This window comes from Paenibacillus sp. FSL R10-2788, assembly GCF_038003885.1.
Taxonomy (GTDB): Bacteria; Bacillota; Bacilli; order Paenibacillales; family Paenibacillaceae; genus Paenibacillus_AQ; species Paenibacillus_AQ odorifer.
On the sequence record NZ_JBBOQA010000001.1, the window covers coordinates 1,865,858 to 1,881,770 of the forward strand.

Genomic DNA, 15,913 nt, shown 5'->3' on the forward strand with positions numbered 1-15,913 from the left:
GTGAAGGTATGAAAAAATCGATATGGCTTAGTATAGTGACAATATTCTTATTCCAATCTATAGCTTCTTCAGTTTTCTCTGAAGAGTCAGTGAATGATACATCTAACAATCTTCCAAAAACAGCGACAGCTGTTATCGAGAAGATCAATAAAGATATGGCGGAGCTCTATAAAAAATCTAATTATTACACAATGGAGACTAATAAAGGAAAGTTAAGAGAGGATTTGTTGCAAAACCAGATAAAATCTAACAATAGTAATTTTGAGATTGTTTATGGTGGAAATCATGAATGGCTTGAGCATAGCAATATGTTTGCTTTTTCCGGGTATTCGATTGATGGGGACTCGGTCTCAACTGAGGGAGCTCCATGGTATGCTGGATGGAGCGGGATTCAAATTCAGAATTTTAATATGATTAAGGAACCTTGGAAGGACTCTGGCGTAAAATCAAGCTACAAAATTAGAAAAAATGATTTTGATGCATTTGTAGGTCGGGATATTGAGTATCTAGCAAATTCCGGCGGGACTTTTGAGCAGGCGATTCTTACTGGACTAAACCTGAGCTATGCCGGTAAGAAATATGAACGGTTCATCTATAACAATCAAGACAAGGAGTATAAAGACAGGGTTGTATACACTCAGAATACTACACCGTCTAAGGGAGGGCGATGGATAGATTATGTTCACGTCTTGCAACCGCCTACCTATCTGTCTTGGGGATCAGGGAGGATTTACATCCAAGGTTCCAACGGAAATATTACTTACTTAGGCATTCCTATCGCACCGTTTATTTTGCAGGTAAATGATTTATCCCCTCATTTCGAAACTTTGCCAACCGGCGCGGTAGCTGGACAAGAGGTAACCGTTGGAATCAGGCTCAGATCCAGCTTCGCCACGCAGAAAACAACAGATTACGCTTGGAAGATCACGAGTAACGGAAAGGAAATCCCTGTAAGATACCATGGTCATGCGTCAACGTTAGCAGGTGAAATTATGCTTGCGGCTAATACGGCTGACAATATTCTTTTCGCGACATTTACAATGCCTGATGAGGACGTATACATCCAGTTTAATCTGAACAGGCTGAAGTCACCTAATGAAGTCTTTTACGGAAATAATGAGATTTACGGATGGATTAAGAAGATCAACTCGATGCCAACAACTAAAGGCTCCTTCGATCTGGATTATAATGTGTTATCGAAAAAAGTGAAATTCGGGTTAGCCGATGGTGCTGCTATAAAGGCTGTTCTACAACCGCAATATTCTGATTTTACTTGGAGTGGGAATGCTACAGGCGCTTTGGAAGTAATCAATAATTCGGATACTATCTATCGTTATTTCCGTGTGGAGAATAATCCGCTGGTTAACGATGCCGCCAGTACTATAGTTAGGCAACCTGACATCATAGCTAGTCTGCAGCGTCCTGATTTTGGTGATGATCCTGTTAACGGTAAGTGGTACATTAATCCGGCTCCGTATACACCTAATCAAAAGTCAGGTAATATCAGTTTCCAGGGTACTGTGAGCAGAAATTTCACTCGTAATTATCAGGTGTGCAGCACAACTAAGAACGGGCAAGGTAAAGATGTTGAATCTTGTCAAACGTATACGGAGAGCGGCAGCACTTCAGCTCCGTTTACACCAGGTGAGGATGTCAAAACCATTCGGACCTATATTTATAACGGGGCCAAACAAATAGCACCTAAGCTGTACAAGAATTCAATAGACAAGAATAAAGCGGATTCTTTGATTCGAAAGCTCCTCTGGACAAGTGAGCCTTACAATTATAATGTAATCCGCTGGATGGCTCATGAAGATGAGAATAAGAACTTACAGGATTGGACGAAAGTAAAGGGGCAATTCGAACGAATCTTCACACAACAGGCAAGCGGAGACATCGGTTGGAAGGTAGAGAATAGCATGGCTCAAGCTTATAAGAAAGCCAGAGCTACCGCTAAAAAAATGCTTAACGACAAATCTAATTATGATACCGCCGTGTTTGCGACGGATAAGCAACTTCAAGGGTATGATTATCCGATTAAATCCGGATATTATTTTAATCCTGTTGGAACGTATACCTTTACACTGGAGACAGTTACGTTTAAAGATACGGATAAAGACACGAAGGACCATAAGGATCTTGTTGAGGAACTTACGAATTCTTTCCGATATGAAACTGATCTTATGTATATCAATAATGATAAAGTTGCGGTCAATCTGCGGAATGAACCACTGAGCAAAAACGGGAATAACTTTGCAAGAAAGCCAGCAGCTTTATCCGTAGAGGATAACACCGGAGTGAATGATGCGAAATTGTTGACGGTGGAGAACAGCTTTACTAAAGATGTGGAAGAGATCCCATATTCACAAGAAAGAGAAAGTGATAATGGCACCCATGAATTCTGGAAGAATATATTAGAGGGTTACTCACAGTCTAGTACACTGGGAAGCTTCGACAATTTCAAATACCGTGAATATGTGGGCTTGAATCAGAATATGTACAAGATCACGGAAAAGTCTACGGTGACGATTACGATTAATAAGGACCATATTCCTGTCTATACTACAGCTGAAATGCCAGATGGGAAGTACTATGTTAAGGCTTGGTTGGCAGATGTGGAGCTCTCCAAGAGTACCAACGCATACAAATCACTGGGCAAGCTTGTCGGCATTAAGCCGCTGGATCAAATTGAGGTTACGGTAAAAGGCTCTATGTTTGATGACTTAAATAATTAAACAACAATAGTCTCCCTTCATGCAAAATAGCATGAAGGGAGTTTTATTATTGTGATAGCGCTTCATCCAACGTATAATAAGGGCTGTTGATTGTTTTTTTATATTGTTTTTTATTTTCACACTGGATGGCGGATTATTGCTTATTGGAGAAGGGAGATAGTTGCTATGAAGTTATTGGGAGCGATTGAAGCAGGCGGAACGAAGTTTGTATGCGGGATTGGTTATGAGGACGGTACCATTCTGGACCGAGTTAGCTTTCCGACAACAACACCGGAAGAAACGATGGGACTCGTAATCGACTATTTTAATGGGAAGAATGTAGAAGCTTTTGGTATTGGATCGTTTGGACCGATTGATCCCGTGCTGGACAGCCCTACTTATGGTTACATAACAACGACACCAAAACCTCACTGGGGACAATATAATCTGGTAGGCACAATGGCTGAGCAATTTAACGTGCCGATCGGTTTTGATACGGATGTGAATGGTGCAGCGCTTGCGGAAAGTAAATGGGGAGCGGCTAAAGGTCTGGACAGCTGCCTTTATATTACGGTTGGGACAGGTATTGGAGCGGGAGCAGTTGTTGGAGGTCAGATGGTGCATGGATTGTCTCATCCTGAGATGGGACATATTCTAGTTCGCAGACATCCAGAGGACACGTTTGAGGGCTACTGCCCTTATCATGGCGATTGCCTTGAAGGGTTAGCCGCAGGTCCGGGGATTGGCAAACGCTGGGGACAACCAGCAGGCGAGCTACCTGTTGACCATCCAGCTTGGGATATGGAAGCTCATTATCTTGCACATGCACTTATGAATTACGTGCTGATTCTGTCTCCCGAAAAAATCGTAATGGGCGGTGGGGTCATGAAGCAAAGCCACTTGTTCCCGCTAATCCGTACCAAGCTGCAGGAGCTGCTTAAAGGTTATGTTCAGCATCCAGCGCTCAATACCGATATTGATAATTACGTTGTGCCACCGCAGCTTGGAGATAATGCAGGACTTGCAGGTGCGATTGGACTGGCAACCTTAGCTTTGGCAAGAAACTAGTATAAAAAGATATTGACTGTTAGGAAATATATGGTATTGTAGGATCTAACAGTATAGCATTTAATGAGGGAGCACCTCTTTCACGTTTATCGTGAGAGTGGTGCTTTTTTGCGTTTTCCGAGTCTGACAGTGTGGGATTCACACCAGCGAAGAGTAGCTCAGACCCGGTAGGTATAGTGCTTGCTGAAGACTAGAAAGGCAGGGATGAATATGCAAATTGTATTTATGAATCGCTTATCCAGAATATCTGGGGTGGATCAAGAGGTGTTCGCTCAGCTATGGATTGGAGAGGAAGAAGGAGTGTGGAGCCTGGGCTGGCGTGATTTTTCAGACGGTGAGGAGACGCAGGAGCATTTGTGGTATGCGGGTGGTTCTTGGAATGAAATGCTCTGTGTTTACAGGCATGAGCTGGCGGTGAAGATGGGGGATGGCTATCGGCCGTTGATTGATGGCGTATTTCATGAAGAAGACGGCCTTACTGGGCGCAATCAGGAGCAGCTAAGGCTGCAATATTACAGTGAATATAATGGGAACGAAGCTATTTATGAGGAGTTATGTGCTTGGCGCCGCAGCCGAGCTTCTAGTGAACGGAAAGCCCCTTACATTCTTGCCAGCAATCGTTTGTTACGTTTGATAAGCACTTTCTTGCCGCATACACCAGAGGAGCTGCTGCAGATCCCTGGTGTAGGGGAAGGAAAGGTAGCCCAATATGGCACGGATTGGTTGGCTATAACCTCTACGGCTGCAAGGGAGCATTCCTTTCCTTTGAATTGGGTTCACCAAGAAATTGAGGAGGACTCTTTTGTATCCTGGCTCTATAAACAGAAAGAGGTCAAATATAAGAAACAGCTAGAAAGACTGCGATTACGGCGAATTCTGCTGCAAGGGATCGAGAATGGGTTAGGGTTAGAACAGCTTAAGGTGAACAGTGGAGTGAACCGTCGCGAACTGATTGAAGCGGTAGAGGAGCTGGAAAGAGAAGGTTATTGCGTGGAGAAACTGATCGAGGTAGAACTGAAAAATATGCCGCAGAATGAACAGGAAGCGATATGGAATGCCTATGTAGAGGCAGGAGATCTTTTTCTAAAGCCAGTGCTGCATAAGGTGTATGGGGAGGATTTTTCAGCAGCAGAAGGGCTGGATAGCTATTATGAACGTCTGCGGCTGATCCGCATTCGTTTCCGGCGGGAGCAAGCTCCTAAAGTGGGCGTGGCGACCAGTTTCTAGTAGCTTTTCCTCATATCAAAAAGACGAAGGCTTCCTTACACCATAGGGTTAAAGGGCCTTCGTCTTGCCTATTCGTCCGTTTATTTTCATAGCCATTCTTTCTTGCGGAATACATACAGCATCCCACAGCCTAACGTCAACATTAGACCTATAACGGCAAAATAGCCGTATTTCGTATGCAACTCAGGCATATGATCAAAGTTCATCCCATAGATTCCGGTAATTACGGTCAAAGGCATGAATATCGTTGTAATCGCGGTAAATACTCTCATAATTTCATTGGCGCGGTTGGCGATACTGGATTGGTAGGCCTCACGTAAGTTGCCCATGAGATCGCGGTACGTCTCAAAGGTTTCGGATATTTTAACTGCATTTTCATAAATGTCGCTAAAATACTTCTGCAGCTGATCATCAATCAGACGGAGGTCTTTTTTGTTCAGGGTATTGATAACCTCTTTCTGTGGTCCCAGCATCTTCTTTAACCATAAGATCTCACTTCGCAGACCGATAATCTCACTCAGATGAGATTTCTTGGTATGCATTAGGATATCCTCTTCAAGCTTCTCAATCCGGGCTTCAATTCGGTCACCTACGGAGAAATAATTATCTACGACAAGGTCGATAAGCAGGTAAAGGAATTGGTCTGGTTCGCTAACCTCTTGCTCCCATAACATGGGCTTCAGGATGCGCAGCTCGTGGATCTTTTGTTTCGTTACAGTAATAATATAATGTCTGCCCAAGAATATATTGAGTGCCCGCAGGAAAATTTCCTCATCATCAAAGCGGATGCTGTTTACAACAATAAAGTAATGACTTTCGTATATTTCGATCTTTGGACGTTGATCCTCTTCACTAAGGCAATCCTCAACAGCGAGATCATGCAGGTTGAACAGGGGCTGAAGCAGCTCCAAATCCTCCACATCTGCATCAATCCAATAGAACCCTTCTGTTGGGGGTGTCAATGTTTCATCAATTTCATCAATAGGTGTAAAAACCCCTGCATTCACCAGCCGGATTTTCATCTGATTCCACTCCTTCTATCCCCGGGTCTTCACCAGGGACTGCTAATTAAGCACAGAGAAAAAAATCAGCTTGGCCGGCGTTACAATCAATACAAGAGGCCGAATGACGATTCGAGGGCATGAAGAAGAACTGCTCCCGCCGCCGGCAAGCTGATGATTATCCTGTGTGGTTGCTCATTTTGTACACTTAATTGCGAGCTCGGGTCGCCTTCCATTCTTCTTCTCACCTCTTCTTTTCGTTCAGGTATGAAATACTTGTCTAGTATAACAACGGAGTATGCCTCTTTCAAGCAAATTTATTGTTACTTTAAGGCTACTTCAGCATTGTATGGACTTGACGAAAAGGAGGTTCATGATTTAAAGTAAATTTTAAAGAAATTTAATTGAATACAGCTAAATCTTATCAAGAGCAGGTGGAGGGACTAGCCCTATGAAACCCGGCAACCGGCGTGTGAACGCACGGTGCTAATTCTTGCGGAACTTTGCTGACGACTAAACCCCGTCCAAAAGTTTCTGGCAGATGAGAGAGGCGCATATGACTGTAGATATGACCTTTCTCGTTTTCCGAGAAAGGTCTTTTTATTGTTCAGAAAGCCGCGATGTGACAACATAACCTAAATACAGTTAAGGAGTGGAAAGACAATGCCAATTAAAATTCCCGACAGTTTACCAGCAAAAGAAGTACTATCCGGAGAAAATATTTTTGTGATGGATGATAGTTTGGCTTTCCATCAGGATATCCGTCCACTAAGGATTGCTATTCTGAATCTCATGCCGACTAAAGAAACGACGGAGACTCAATTGCTGCGTTTAATAGGAAATTCACCGCTGCAAGTTGATGTTACCTTGCTGCATCCACGCTCACATACTTCTAAGAATACTTCTGCTGAGCATTTGAGAAGCTTTTACAAAACTTTTGACGAGATCAGCCACCGCCGTTTGGATGGCCTTATTGTTACAGGAGCACCCGTAGAGCAAATGGAGTTTGAGGAAGTATCCTATTGGGAAGAGCTAAAAGAGATTTTTGAATGGAGCAAGGATAATGTGACCTCGACCATGCATATCTGTTGGGCGGCACAGGCAGGGTTGTATCATCATTTTGGTGTTCGTAAAGTGGCATTGCCTGAAAAATGTTTTGGTGTATTCTCCCATACGATTAATCAAAATAACATTAAATTGCTGCGCGGTTTTGACGAGGTATTCCATGTACCGCATTCCCGTCATACCGATGTCTCCCGCGAAGATATTGAGAGCAATCCAGATCTGCAGATTCTGGCAGAATCCGAAGAAGCTGGTATGTATCTAGTAGCTACGACCGACGGCAAACAAATATTTGTGACCGGACATTCCGAGTACGATCCTCTATCCCTGAAATGGGAATATGATCGTGATTTGGAGAGGGGCATGGAGATGGCCTTGCCGAAACACTATTTCCCTAAAGATGATCCAGAACGGACACCTCCTGCAGTGTGGCGTGCACATGCCAACTTATTATTCTCTAATTGGCTCAATTACTATGTATATCAAGAGACACCTTACGATATCGACCCGATTGTTTATTAAGATCAGCGCTACATTATAATTTAGGAGGCATTTATCATGGACGACAAACTTAGGATTGAAAGCAGACTGGCACAAATAGGTTCACAAGAAGATCCGGCTACCGGAGCCATTAATTTTCCTATCTATAATGCTACGGCATTCCGTCACCCGAAGCTTGGGCAGAGCACAGGTTTCGATTATAGCCGTACCAAAAGTCCGACCCGTTCCGTACTGGAGAATGCGGCTGCGGAATTGGAGTCTGGTGATGCAGGTTTTGCCTGTAGCTCTGGGATGGCGGCTATTCAAACCATATTTACCCTGTTTGGGCAAGGCGATCACTTGATCGTTTCGCTGGATCTTTACGGCGGGACCTATCGTTTGTTGGAACGAATTATGTCCAAGTTTGGAATCACTGCTTCCTATGTAGATACGAATGATTTGGATGCGCTTGAGGCTTCCCGTCTTCCAAATACAAAGGCGATATTTATTGAAACGCCAACGAATCCTTTGATGATGGTTACGGATATTGCAGCCGTTGCTACTTGGGCTCGTCATCATGGGCTGCTCACAATTGTAGACAATACACTGCTGACTCCATTTTTCCAGCGTCCTCTGGAATTAGGTGCGGATATTGTAGTCCATAGTGCTACCAAATATTTGGGCGGACACAATGATATACTTGCTGGTCTTATTGTATCTAAAGGGGCTGAATTATCCGCTGAAATAGCGATTCTACATAACTCTATTGGCGCTGTGCTTGGGCCAACAGACAGTTATCAGCTGATGAGAGGCATGAAGACACTGGCTCTGCGTATGGAACGGCACGAGAGTAATGCACTAGCAATTGCCCGCTATCTACAAGAGCACCCGGCGATTGCGGAAGTGTTCCATCCAGGCCTGCCGGATCATCCGGGATATGAAATTCAGAATCGCCAGTCCTCGGGCAATACCGGAATTTTTTCTTTCAAATTAAAAGATGCCAGATACGTAGAACCTCTGCTTCGTCATATCCGGCTTATAGCCTTCGCTGAGAGCCTCGGCGGGGTTGAATCGTTAATGACCTATCCTGCAGTACAGACGCATGCGGACATTCCTGTGGAAATTCGGAATGCGGTGGGTGTAGATGATCGGTTGCTGCGCTTCTCGGTGGGCATTGAACATGCGGAGGATCTAATTGCTGATCTGGGTCATGCTTTGGAGGCTGCGCGGGCGGAAATCGAAACGAAGTAAAAGTAACGGCAACCCAGATCGGCACCGAATTGCTGGGAAATATCGAGGATCTATCTCACCGTTGATTTAGAACTGGTGTTAGACTGAGGATGAAATAGAGCTGTCTCATAAGCCGGGAATTGGCTGCTGGGATAGCTCTTCTTTTTGGACTTTTCGCTATTGGACACAGCTGACCTTAAACGCAGCATTATTCCACATTTGGAATGTTAACGGACTCCACAGCAGCTATTGCGCTAAAAAACAGCTTTCATGAGGCTCTTTTCATGGAATAGCATCACTGGAGTCCATAACTATGCTCTAAAGGCTAAAAACTTGCAAATAACGTCATCTGTGTCCGACAGCCTCAGGGAATTTTGATTCAACGGGTGCAGGCAGCAATGTAAGGACTCTTTCTGCTGGATGGTATCTTGCTGAGAAAGTAAAAAGTTTTTCAAGCTGTTCAGATTGTGATACGATGAGGAAATGAACTGTTCATTTATTAAAATATAAGGTATAAGTTACATACTTACTTTATCCTTATGTTACTACGAGAAACGGTTGTTATCTCTAAAGGACGACAACGTTATTTTTTCTTGTGATTTTGTGAATCTACCATATCCCTAAGGGTTTAAAAGGAGGATGCGAACGATGAGTGCGATAGATCTTATTTTGGATAAAGCCCTGCGGGGCGACCGTCTCCAATTGGAAGATACCATCCGACTATTCGAGAGCAACGAAATTGAGAAAATGGGTGCTGCTGCAAACACTATTATGGAACGCTGGCACCCGGACCCGTTAGCCACTTTTGTAATTGGCCGTAATATTAACTATACGAATGTATGTGATGTGTACTGCCGTTTTTGCGCTTTTTACCGCAGACCAGGCTCGGATGAAGGCTATGTGCTGCCAGATGAGGCGATTTATCAAAAAATTGCTGAAACAATTGCTGTTAATGGTACAGAAATTCTTATGCAAGGTGGAACTAATCCTAACCTTCCATTTAGCTACTATACAGATATACTGCGCGGAATTAAGCAACGGTTCCCTGAGATTACAATGCACTCCTTCTCTCCTGCGGAGATTATGAAGATGAAAGAAGTATCAGGATTACCACTGGAACAAGTGGTTCGTGAAATTCATGCTGCGGGTCTGGATTCATTGCCAGGCGGAGGCGCAGAAATTCTTGATGACCGTACACGCCGCAAAATCAGCCGACTAAAAGGCTCGTGGCGCGAGTGGATGGATGTAATGCAGACGGCACATAAAGTGGGTATGAATACCACAGCGACAATGGTGATTGGGCTTGGGGAAAGTATGGAGGAACGTGCTTTGCACTTACTACGTGTGCGAGAGGCTCAGGATGAGTGTATTGCCAATAAATATGATTCTGAAGGTTTCTTGGCCTTTATCTCATGGACATTCCAGCCGGACAATACCAACCTGAAGCTGGACAGACAAACGCCTGAGGAGTATCTGAAGACGGTAGCGATCAGCCGCCTTGTGCTGGATAATATTAAGAACTTCCAATCTTCATGGGTCACTATGGGACCAGAGGTCGGCAAGCTCTCCCTGCAATATGGCTGCAACGATTTCGGCAGCACAATGATTGAAGAGAACGTAGTATCTTCGGCGGGTGCGACTTACAAGGTAAACATCGAGTCGATCACTCAGCTGATTCGCGAAGCAGGCAAAGTTCCAGCGCAGCGGAATACACGTTATGATATTCTGCGGGTATTCGATGATCCTAATGCGAAGATTGATAATGATTTTGTAATGCAGAACTAATATATATTAATTAATCAACGCTTGATGCTTGTTAATCCTTCAGTGGACTAATGAGCATCAAGCGTTTTTTTGTAAGGTTAGGATTACGATCATTAGCAAGCCTCATTGCAGAACACATCTGAATCTTCGCTTGTTATATCATCCGTTAGGCGTATGGACCCAGTGGACCTTATTCGTAAATTCAGCGTCTTTTGAGCAGGTGTTCGACCCCAGCGACGGTATCCTTGAAAAGAGCCTCATATAGGCTGGTTTTTAGCGCAATAGCGACTGTGGGGTCCGATAGCATGGGGGATATCGGAAAATGTGGCGTATAAGAGCATTAGTGTCCATAGAGCTGAGGTATACGAACATTATGAACTAAGGTTAACTACACAAACTAAGGTTGGTGTGGAGTACGCCTTTTTAAACGAAACTTTATATAAATGTGAACATAAATTCATTTTTTATTTCTTTTTACCTATTCACATTATTATCCAAAAGTGATATCATAATCATATCAAAAGAATATCTAGTGGGGGTGCTTTTATGAAAGAGAAAACGCTTCGTCCTGTCAGTGGATTTTGGGTTCTCGCATTGATTGCAGTTTGTTTAGCTGGAGGAATTTATGGTGCTGTTCAGGAGTATGTCGCAGTGCCAGTCATTCTGTTCGTTGTAGCTGGAGTTCTATGTACAAGTTTTACGGTTGTGCAGCCCAATAAGTCGGTCGTAGTTACCTTTTTCGGGCAATATGTAGGGACTATCGTGACAAGTGGCTTGTTTGCAGTCATTCCGTTCAGTTTGCGCAAGACGGTTTCCCTCCGCGTACGTAACTTTAACAGTGTCAAGCTGAAGGTTAATGATGTGGAAGGTAATCCGATTGAAATTGCTGCAGTTATCGTATTTAAGGTAATTAACTCTGCAAAAGCGCTTTTTGATGTAGATAAATATATGGCGTTTGTGGAAATCCAAAGTGAAACAGCGCTGCGTCATGTAGCCAGTAAATACCCGTATGATAACTTCAATGAATCGGGCATGTCCCTGCGGGCTAATGCAGATGAGATTGCTAAAGAATTGGCAACCGAGCTGCAAGAACGTTTGTCGATATCTGGTGTAGAGGTCATTGAAGCGCGGCTTACACACTTGGCTTATTCCACAGAAATTGCCAGTACAATGTTGCAACGTCAGCAAGCATCTGCAATTCTGTCCGCTCGTCAAATTATTGTTGAAGGCGCCGTAGGCATGGTCGATATGGCGATTAAACAGCTTAAAGAAAGCGGCGTAGTTGAGCTTGATGAGGAACGCAAAGCGGCGATGATCAATAATCTGATGGTTGCGATCGTGTCGGAGCGCGGAGCGAGTCCGGTCATTAACGCCGGCTCGTTGTACTAAGGCGGTGCATCATGGCGGCCAAGAAAAGCTTTCCACTGCGGATCGATCCGGATCTGCATGAGGCGCTGGAACGATGGGCGGGAGAGGAATTTCGCAGCGTAAACGGACATATCGAATACTTGTTGCGTGAGTCTTTGAAACGTGCAGGCCGCTTACCTGAAAAAAAACGGCGAGAGGAATAACCACAAAAGGACTGTTTCGGCATCCATGTATTGGCTGCCAGAACAGTCCTTATGTGTGTCTTCTGCCTGAGTTTCTATCATTTTGGATCCTTTTCTGACTTGACTGTCAGAGAGGACAGATTTATAATTACTCCATAATTCACGTTAACAGCATTGACGAAGATATGAGTTGATTGTTCTGGACCGTTCAGAGAGAGGAAACTTAGGCTGAAATTTCCTCCGGCATCCTGCTTTCGATTTACCCCTTTGTAGCTGCCGTTTTGAACTCCCTGCAATGGGATAGTAAGAACTGCCGGTTCATGGTCGTTACTCCATGCTTACGAAGGATTCTATCTTCACTCCGCTTGAGGTTTCAAGGGAGGCTAGAGAGAATCGAATTTGGGTGGAACCACGGGTGTAATCGCTCGTCCCTTTGCGGGACGGGCGTTTTTTTGTGTGCGTGGATATTATTGTTCCGCAAAGGTTAAAGGGCCGTTAGGCTTAATTATATGAAGGAGGAATTAGCAATGTCAGTAAGTATTAAGCTTCCGGACGGTTCTGTCCGTGAATACGCAGAGGGTAGCAGTATTGATGATGTAGCAGCTTCTATTAGCAGTGGCCTGCGCAAAAATGCAGCAGCGGGGAAAATGAACGGTATCGTTGTAGATTTATCTACTCCCCTTGAAGAGGGCGCACTGGTAGAGATCGTAACTTTGGATTCACCTGAAGGTCTGGAGGTTATGCGTCACAGTACAGCTCACTTGATGGCTCAAGCTGTCAGACGTTTGTTCGGAACAAAAGAAGTTAAGCTTGGTGTAGGTCCGGTCATTGAAGATGGCTTCTACTACGATATGGATCTGGAACATCCTCTAAATCCTGAAGATTTGCTCAAAATCGAAAAGGAAATGGACCGCATAATTTCGGAGAACCTGCCGATCGTGCGCAAAGAAGTTAGCCGCAAGGAAGCACTTGAAATTTTCGGTGAGCTAGGTGATCCTTACAAGCTGGAATTGATCGAGGCATTGCCTGAAGATAGCGTGATTTCTATCTATGAACAAGGTGAATTCTTCGATCTATGCCGCGGACCGCATGTGCCGTCGACTGCCAAGATCAAAGTCTTTAAATTGATGAATGTAGCTGGTGCTTACTGGCGCGGCGACAGCAAGAATAAGATGCTTCAACGCGTATACGGCACAGCTTGGATTAAAAAAGCTCAGCTTGATGAGCATCTTCGCCTGCTTGAAGAAGCGAAGAAACGCGACCACCGGAAGCTTGGTAAAGAGCTTGAAATCTTTACATTTAATCAATTGGTAGGACAAGGCTTGCCAATCTGGTTGCCTAAGGGTGCCAAATTGCGCAGTATTCTGGAGCGTTATATCGTAGATCTGGAAGCAAGTCTTGGCTATCAGCATGTATACACACCAGTTCTGGGTAATGTTGAACTGTACAAAACTTCAGGACACTGGGAGCACTATCAAGAGGATATGTTCCCTAAGATGACTATCGACAATGAAGAATTTGTTCTTCGTCCAATGAACTGCCCGCATCACATGATGATTTATAAGAGCTCGATGCACAGCTACCGTGATCTGCCGATCCGTATTGCTGAGCTTGGTATCCAGCACCGTTATGAAATGTCAGGCGCATTGACTGGATTACACCGTGTACGTTCGATGACTCTTAATGACTCCCATATTTTCTGCCGTCTGGACCAAATTAAAGGCGAGTTCATTCGTGTAATCGAATTGATTAAACAGGTATACAGTGACTTTGGTATTAATGACTACCGTTTCCGGTTGTCCTATCGTGATCCTAAGGATACAGAGAAATATTATGCGAATGACGAAATGTGGGAAACTGCACAGCGGATGTTGCGTGAGGTAGTAGAGGAAGCAGGACTGCCGTTCTACGAAGCAGAAGGCGAAGCTGCATTCTATGGTCCTAAACTTGATGTGCAAATTAAAACTGTATTAGGTAAAGAAGAGACTCTGTCTACTGTACAAATCGACTTCTTGCTGCCTGAACGTTTTGAACTGGAATATATCGGTGATGATGGTCAAAAACACCGTCCAGTCGTTCTGCACCGCGGAATCTTGGGTACTATGGAACGTTTCGTTGCCTTCCTGTTAGAGAACTTTGCGGGCTCGCTGCCGCTTTGGTTATCTCCACAGCAGGTTAAAGTAATTCCTGTATCGACAGCGTTCGACGATTATGCCAAGGAAGTTACAGACAAGCTGCGTCGCCGTGGTATCTCTGCTGAGGCAGATCTCCGCAATGAGAAGCTGGGTTATAAGATCCGCGAAGCTCAGCTTGAGAAACTGCCATACATGTTCGTAGTTGGCGAGAATGAGATGAACGCTCAGACGGTCTCCATCCGTAAACGCGGGGAAGGCGACATTGGAGCTAAGCCGCTTCAAGAAGTGATTGAGCTCTTGTCTCAGGAAATTGCTGATCGTGTGATTTCCTAATTTCTTGTAATTAACAACACCAAAATTACGTCTAAATAAGACCTCTGTTATATGCCCATGAGGATCAACTTCTGATCTTCATGTATAAAATTTTGTGAATCGGGAAACCTTCGCTAATAAGGGGGAGGTTTATCACATGAACAAAATGGGCATATTTCAGAGGTTTTGGTGTCTTTTTGTCACCATCGTTTTGCTATTGACCGCTGCTGGAATCATTCCAGAATCTAAGCAACAGGCAGTAGGGGCCATTGGGACAGGAGACACTTTACAGCACACGGGTATTAACAAAACGCTATCGAACGAGTTGCAATATACCAAGGCTAATTCTGTGTTTATGAGAACCACAGATGATAAGGTCGTTCTTGCGACTGGCCGCGCCACACTAATGTCAAACGAGGCGCATTCCGTCGCACCTGTATTACCTGCAACAACAAAAAATAAACCAGCAGCGACAAAGGCACCGCAGAGCACCAAAGCTCCAACCACTAAAACAAATGGTGGCAGCGGATCTTCAAAACAGTTACCAAATTCTATTCCTGTAGCCGCTCCCGCGGAAGACCAGATTATTACTTCAATGAAAGTAATGGCGACTGGCTATACTGCGGGTTATGAATCTACAGGTAAAACATCTAAGCATCCCGAATATGGAATCACTTATTCAGGTGTAAAAGTGCGCAGAGATAAGAATACAGTCTCAACCATTGCTGCTGACCCTAAGGTTTTGCCGCTGGGTAGTATTCTTTATATACCGGGCTATGGATACGCCATAGTTGCTGATACGGGCTCGGCTATTAAAGGGCGGAAAATTGATCTGTATTTTGCTACTACGAAACAGGTGTATAAGGAATGGGGCAAAAAATCGGTTGTAGTTCAACTCATTAAGCGTGGTAACGGGACTTGCACGGAAGTCATGCTGAAGAAGCTGAGCCAAGCGATTGAGACTTACAAAGCAGTGCCGCAATCCCTGCTCGAAGAATCCATTTAATGGGATTGAACTTATTTTCACTTGGTCATGCATAATAGTGACATCACCTTGCCATAATACGGACTGGGGCAAAGCAATTGCCTCTTCCGAGATGTTCTCTTAGTAAGCATATTCTATGCTGCATAAGAGAAAAGGAGGTGAATTCCGTGGCCAATAACAAGAAATCTAAAGTACAAGAAAATTACAAAACACCAAATGAAAAATACAATGCTGAGTTTGCTGTTGAGAATGACGGCGCTACTAAGCAAAGTGGAAATACTTCTAAACCAGCTCAGAAACCGCAACAATAATGCGCTAACTGAAGCAGAAGACTGCTGAAAAAAAGAGACTGTCCAAATCAGTTAATTACTGAGGGACAGTCTTT

General features: G+C 44.2%; 12 protein-coding genes and 1 riboswitch. Of the genes, 11 read left to right on the plus strand and 1 reads right to left on the minus strand.

Going from position 1 to position 15,913, the window contains the following annotated elements:
• Positions 1 to 8: 8 nt before the first annotated feature.
• The 3 genes from NSQ50_RS08115 to NSQ50_RS08125 all read left to right on the plus strand — a co-directional run bounded on the left by NSQ50_RS08115 (position 9) and on the right by NSQ50_RS08125 (position 5,009).
• Positions 9 to 2,735, plus strand: coding sequence for a hypothetical protein (locus NSQ50_RS08115; protein WP_076224116.1), 2,727 nt, complete (start codon positions 9 to 11; stop codon positions 2,733 to 2,735).
• Positions 2,736 to 2,900: 165 nt separating this feature from the next.
• Positions 2,901 to 3,782: an ROK family protein gene (locus NSQ50_RS08120; protein WP_051491338.1), complete on the plus strand. Its 882-nt coding sequence runs from the start codon at positions 2,901 to 2,903 to the stop codon at positions 3,780 to 3,782.
• Between the two features lie 210 nt (positions 3,783 to 3,992).
• Positions 3,993 to 5,009, plus strand: coding sequence for an HRDC domain-containing protein (locus tag NSQ50_RS08125; protein ID WP_036684572.1), 1,017 nt, complete (start codon positions 3,993 to 3,995; stop codon positions 5,007 to 5,009).
• An 86-nt stretch (positions 5,010 to 5,095) separates the two neighbouring features.
• Here NSQ50_RS08125 and corA read toward each other — a convergent pair whose 3' ends face one another.
• Positions 5,096 to 6,031 carry a magnesium/cobalt transporter CorA gene (corA, locus tag NSQ50_RS08130; protein ID WP_038569550.1) on the minus strand — a complete coding sequence of 312 codons (936 nt, stop codon included), beginning with the start codon at positions 6,029 to 6,031 and terminating at the stop codon, positions 5,096 to 5,098.
• A gap of 397 nt (positions 6,032 to 6,428) precedes the next feature.
• A riboswitch (SAM riboswitch) is annotated at positions 6,429 to 6,558 on the plus strand.
• A gap of 115 nt (positions 6,559 to 6,673) precedes the next feature.
• Here corA and metA point away from each other — a divergent pair.
• From metA to NSQ50_RS08170, 8 genes are all read left to right on the plus strand, one after another.
• Complete coding sequence (metA, locus tag NSQ50_RS08135; protein WP_076141381.1) at positions 6,674 to 7,594, plus strand: homoserine O-acetyltransferase MetA; 921 nt, start codon at positions 6,674 to 6,676, stop codon at positions 7,592 to 7,594.
• A 36-nt stretch (positions 7,595 to 7,630) separates the two neighbouring features.
• Positions 7,631 to 8,803 carry a PLP-dependent transferase gene (locus NSQ50_RS08140; RefSeq protein ID WP_076141382.1) on the plus strand — a complete coding sequence of 391 codons (1,173 nt, stop codon included), beginning with the start codon at positions 7,631 to 7,633 and terminating at the stop codon, positions 8,801 to 8,803.
• 627 nt (positions 8,804 to 9,430) lie between these two features.
• Positions 9,431 to 10,567, plus strand: a complete 1,137-nt coding sequence (gene mqnC / locus NSQ50_RS08145) for a cyclic dehypoxanthinyl futalosine synthase (RefSeq protein WP_036684474.1) — start codon at positions 9,431 to 9,433, stop codon at positions 10,565 to 10,567.
• Positions 10,568 to 11,092: 525 nt separating this feature from the next.
• Positions 11,093 to 11,935: an SPFH domain-containing protein gene (locus NSQ50_RS08150; RefSeq protein WP_038569553.1), complete on the plus strand. Its 843-nt coding sequence runs from the start codon at positions 11,093 to 11,095 to the stop codon at positions 11,933 to 11,935.
• Positions 11,936 to 11,946: 11 nt separating this feature from the next.
• Positions 11,947 to 12,117: a toxin-antitoxin system HicB family antitoxin gene (locus NSQ50_RS08155; protein ID WP_036684471.1), complete on the plus strand. Its 171-nt coding sequence runs from the start codon at positions 11,947 to 11,949 to the stop codon at positions 12,115 to 12,117.
• A gap of 506 nt (positions 12,118 to 12,623) precedes the next feature.
• Positions 12,624 to 14,564, plus strand: coding sequence for a threonine--tRNA ligase (gene thrS / locus NSQ50_RS08160; RefSeq protein ID WP_036684469.1), 1,941 nt, complete (start codon positions 12,624 to 12,626; stop codon positions 14,562 to 14,564).
• Positions 14,565 to 14,949: 385 nt separating this feature from the next.
• On the plus strand, positions 14,950 to 15,549 hold the full coding sequence (locus tag NSQ50_RS08165; protein ID WP_170914212.1) for a 3D domain-containing protein: 600 nt from the start codon (positions 14,950 to 14,952) through the stop codon (positions 15,547 to 15,549).
• 146 nt (positions 15,550 to 15,695) lie between these two features.
• A complete protein-coding gene (locus NSQ50_RS08170) occupies positions 15,696 to 15,839 on the plus strand; it encodes a hypothetical protein (protein WP_156113077.1) in 144 nt (47 codons plus the stop codon).
• Positions 15,840 to 15,913: the final 74 nt, after the last annotated feature.

Coding starts and splice junctions, on each gene's coding strand:
- NSQ50_RS08125 (WP_036684572.1), top strand. CDS start 3,993: ATGCAAATTGTATTTATGAATCGCTTATCCAGAATATCTGGGGTGGAT.
- NSQ50_RS08150 (WP_038569553.1), top strand. CDS start 11,093: ATGAAAGAGAAAACGCTTCGTCCTGTCAGTGGATTTTGGGTTCTCGCA.
- NSQ50_RS08120 (WP_051491338.1), top strand. CDS start 2,901: ATGAAGTTATTGGGAGCGATTGAAGCAGGCGGAACGAAGTTTGTATGC.
- corA (WP_038569550.1), bottom strand. CDS start 6,031: ATGAAAATCCGGCTGGTGAATGCAGGGGTTTTTACACCTATTGATGAA.
- NSQ50_RS08165 (WP_170914212.1), top strand. CDS start 14,950: ATGTCAAACGAGGCGCATTCCGTCGCACCTGTATTACCTGCAACAACA.
- NSQ50_RS08115 (WP_076224116.1), top strand. CDS start 9: ATGAAAAAATCGATATGGCTTAGTATAGTGACAATATTCTTATTCCAA.
- thrS (WP_036684469.1), top strand. CDS start 12,624: ATGTCAGTAAGTATTAAGCTTCCGGACGGTTCTGTCCGTGAATACGCA.
- NSQ50_RS08155 (WP_036684471.1), top strand. CDS start 11,947: ATGGCGGCCAAGAAAAGCTTTCCACTGCGGATCGATCCGGATCTGCAT.
- metA (WP_076141381.1), top strand. CDS start 6,674: ATGCCAATTAAAATTCCCGACAGTTTACCAGCAAAAGAAGTACTATCC.
- mqnC (WP_036684474.1), top strand. CDS start 9,431: ATGAGTGCGATAGATCTTATTTTGGATAAAGCCCTGCGGGGCGACCGT.
- NSQ50_RS08140 (WP_076141382.1), top strand. CDS start 7,631: ATGGACGACAAACTTAGGATTGAAAGCAGACTGGCACAAATAGGTTCA.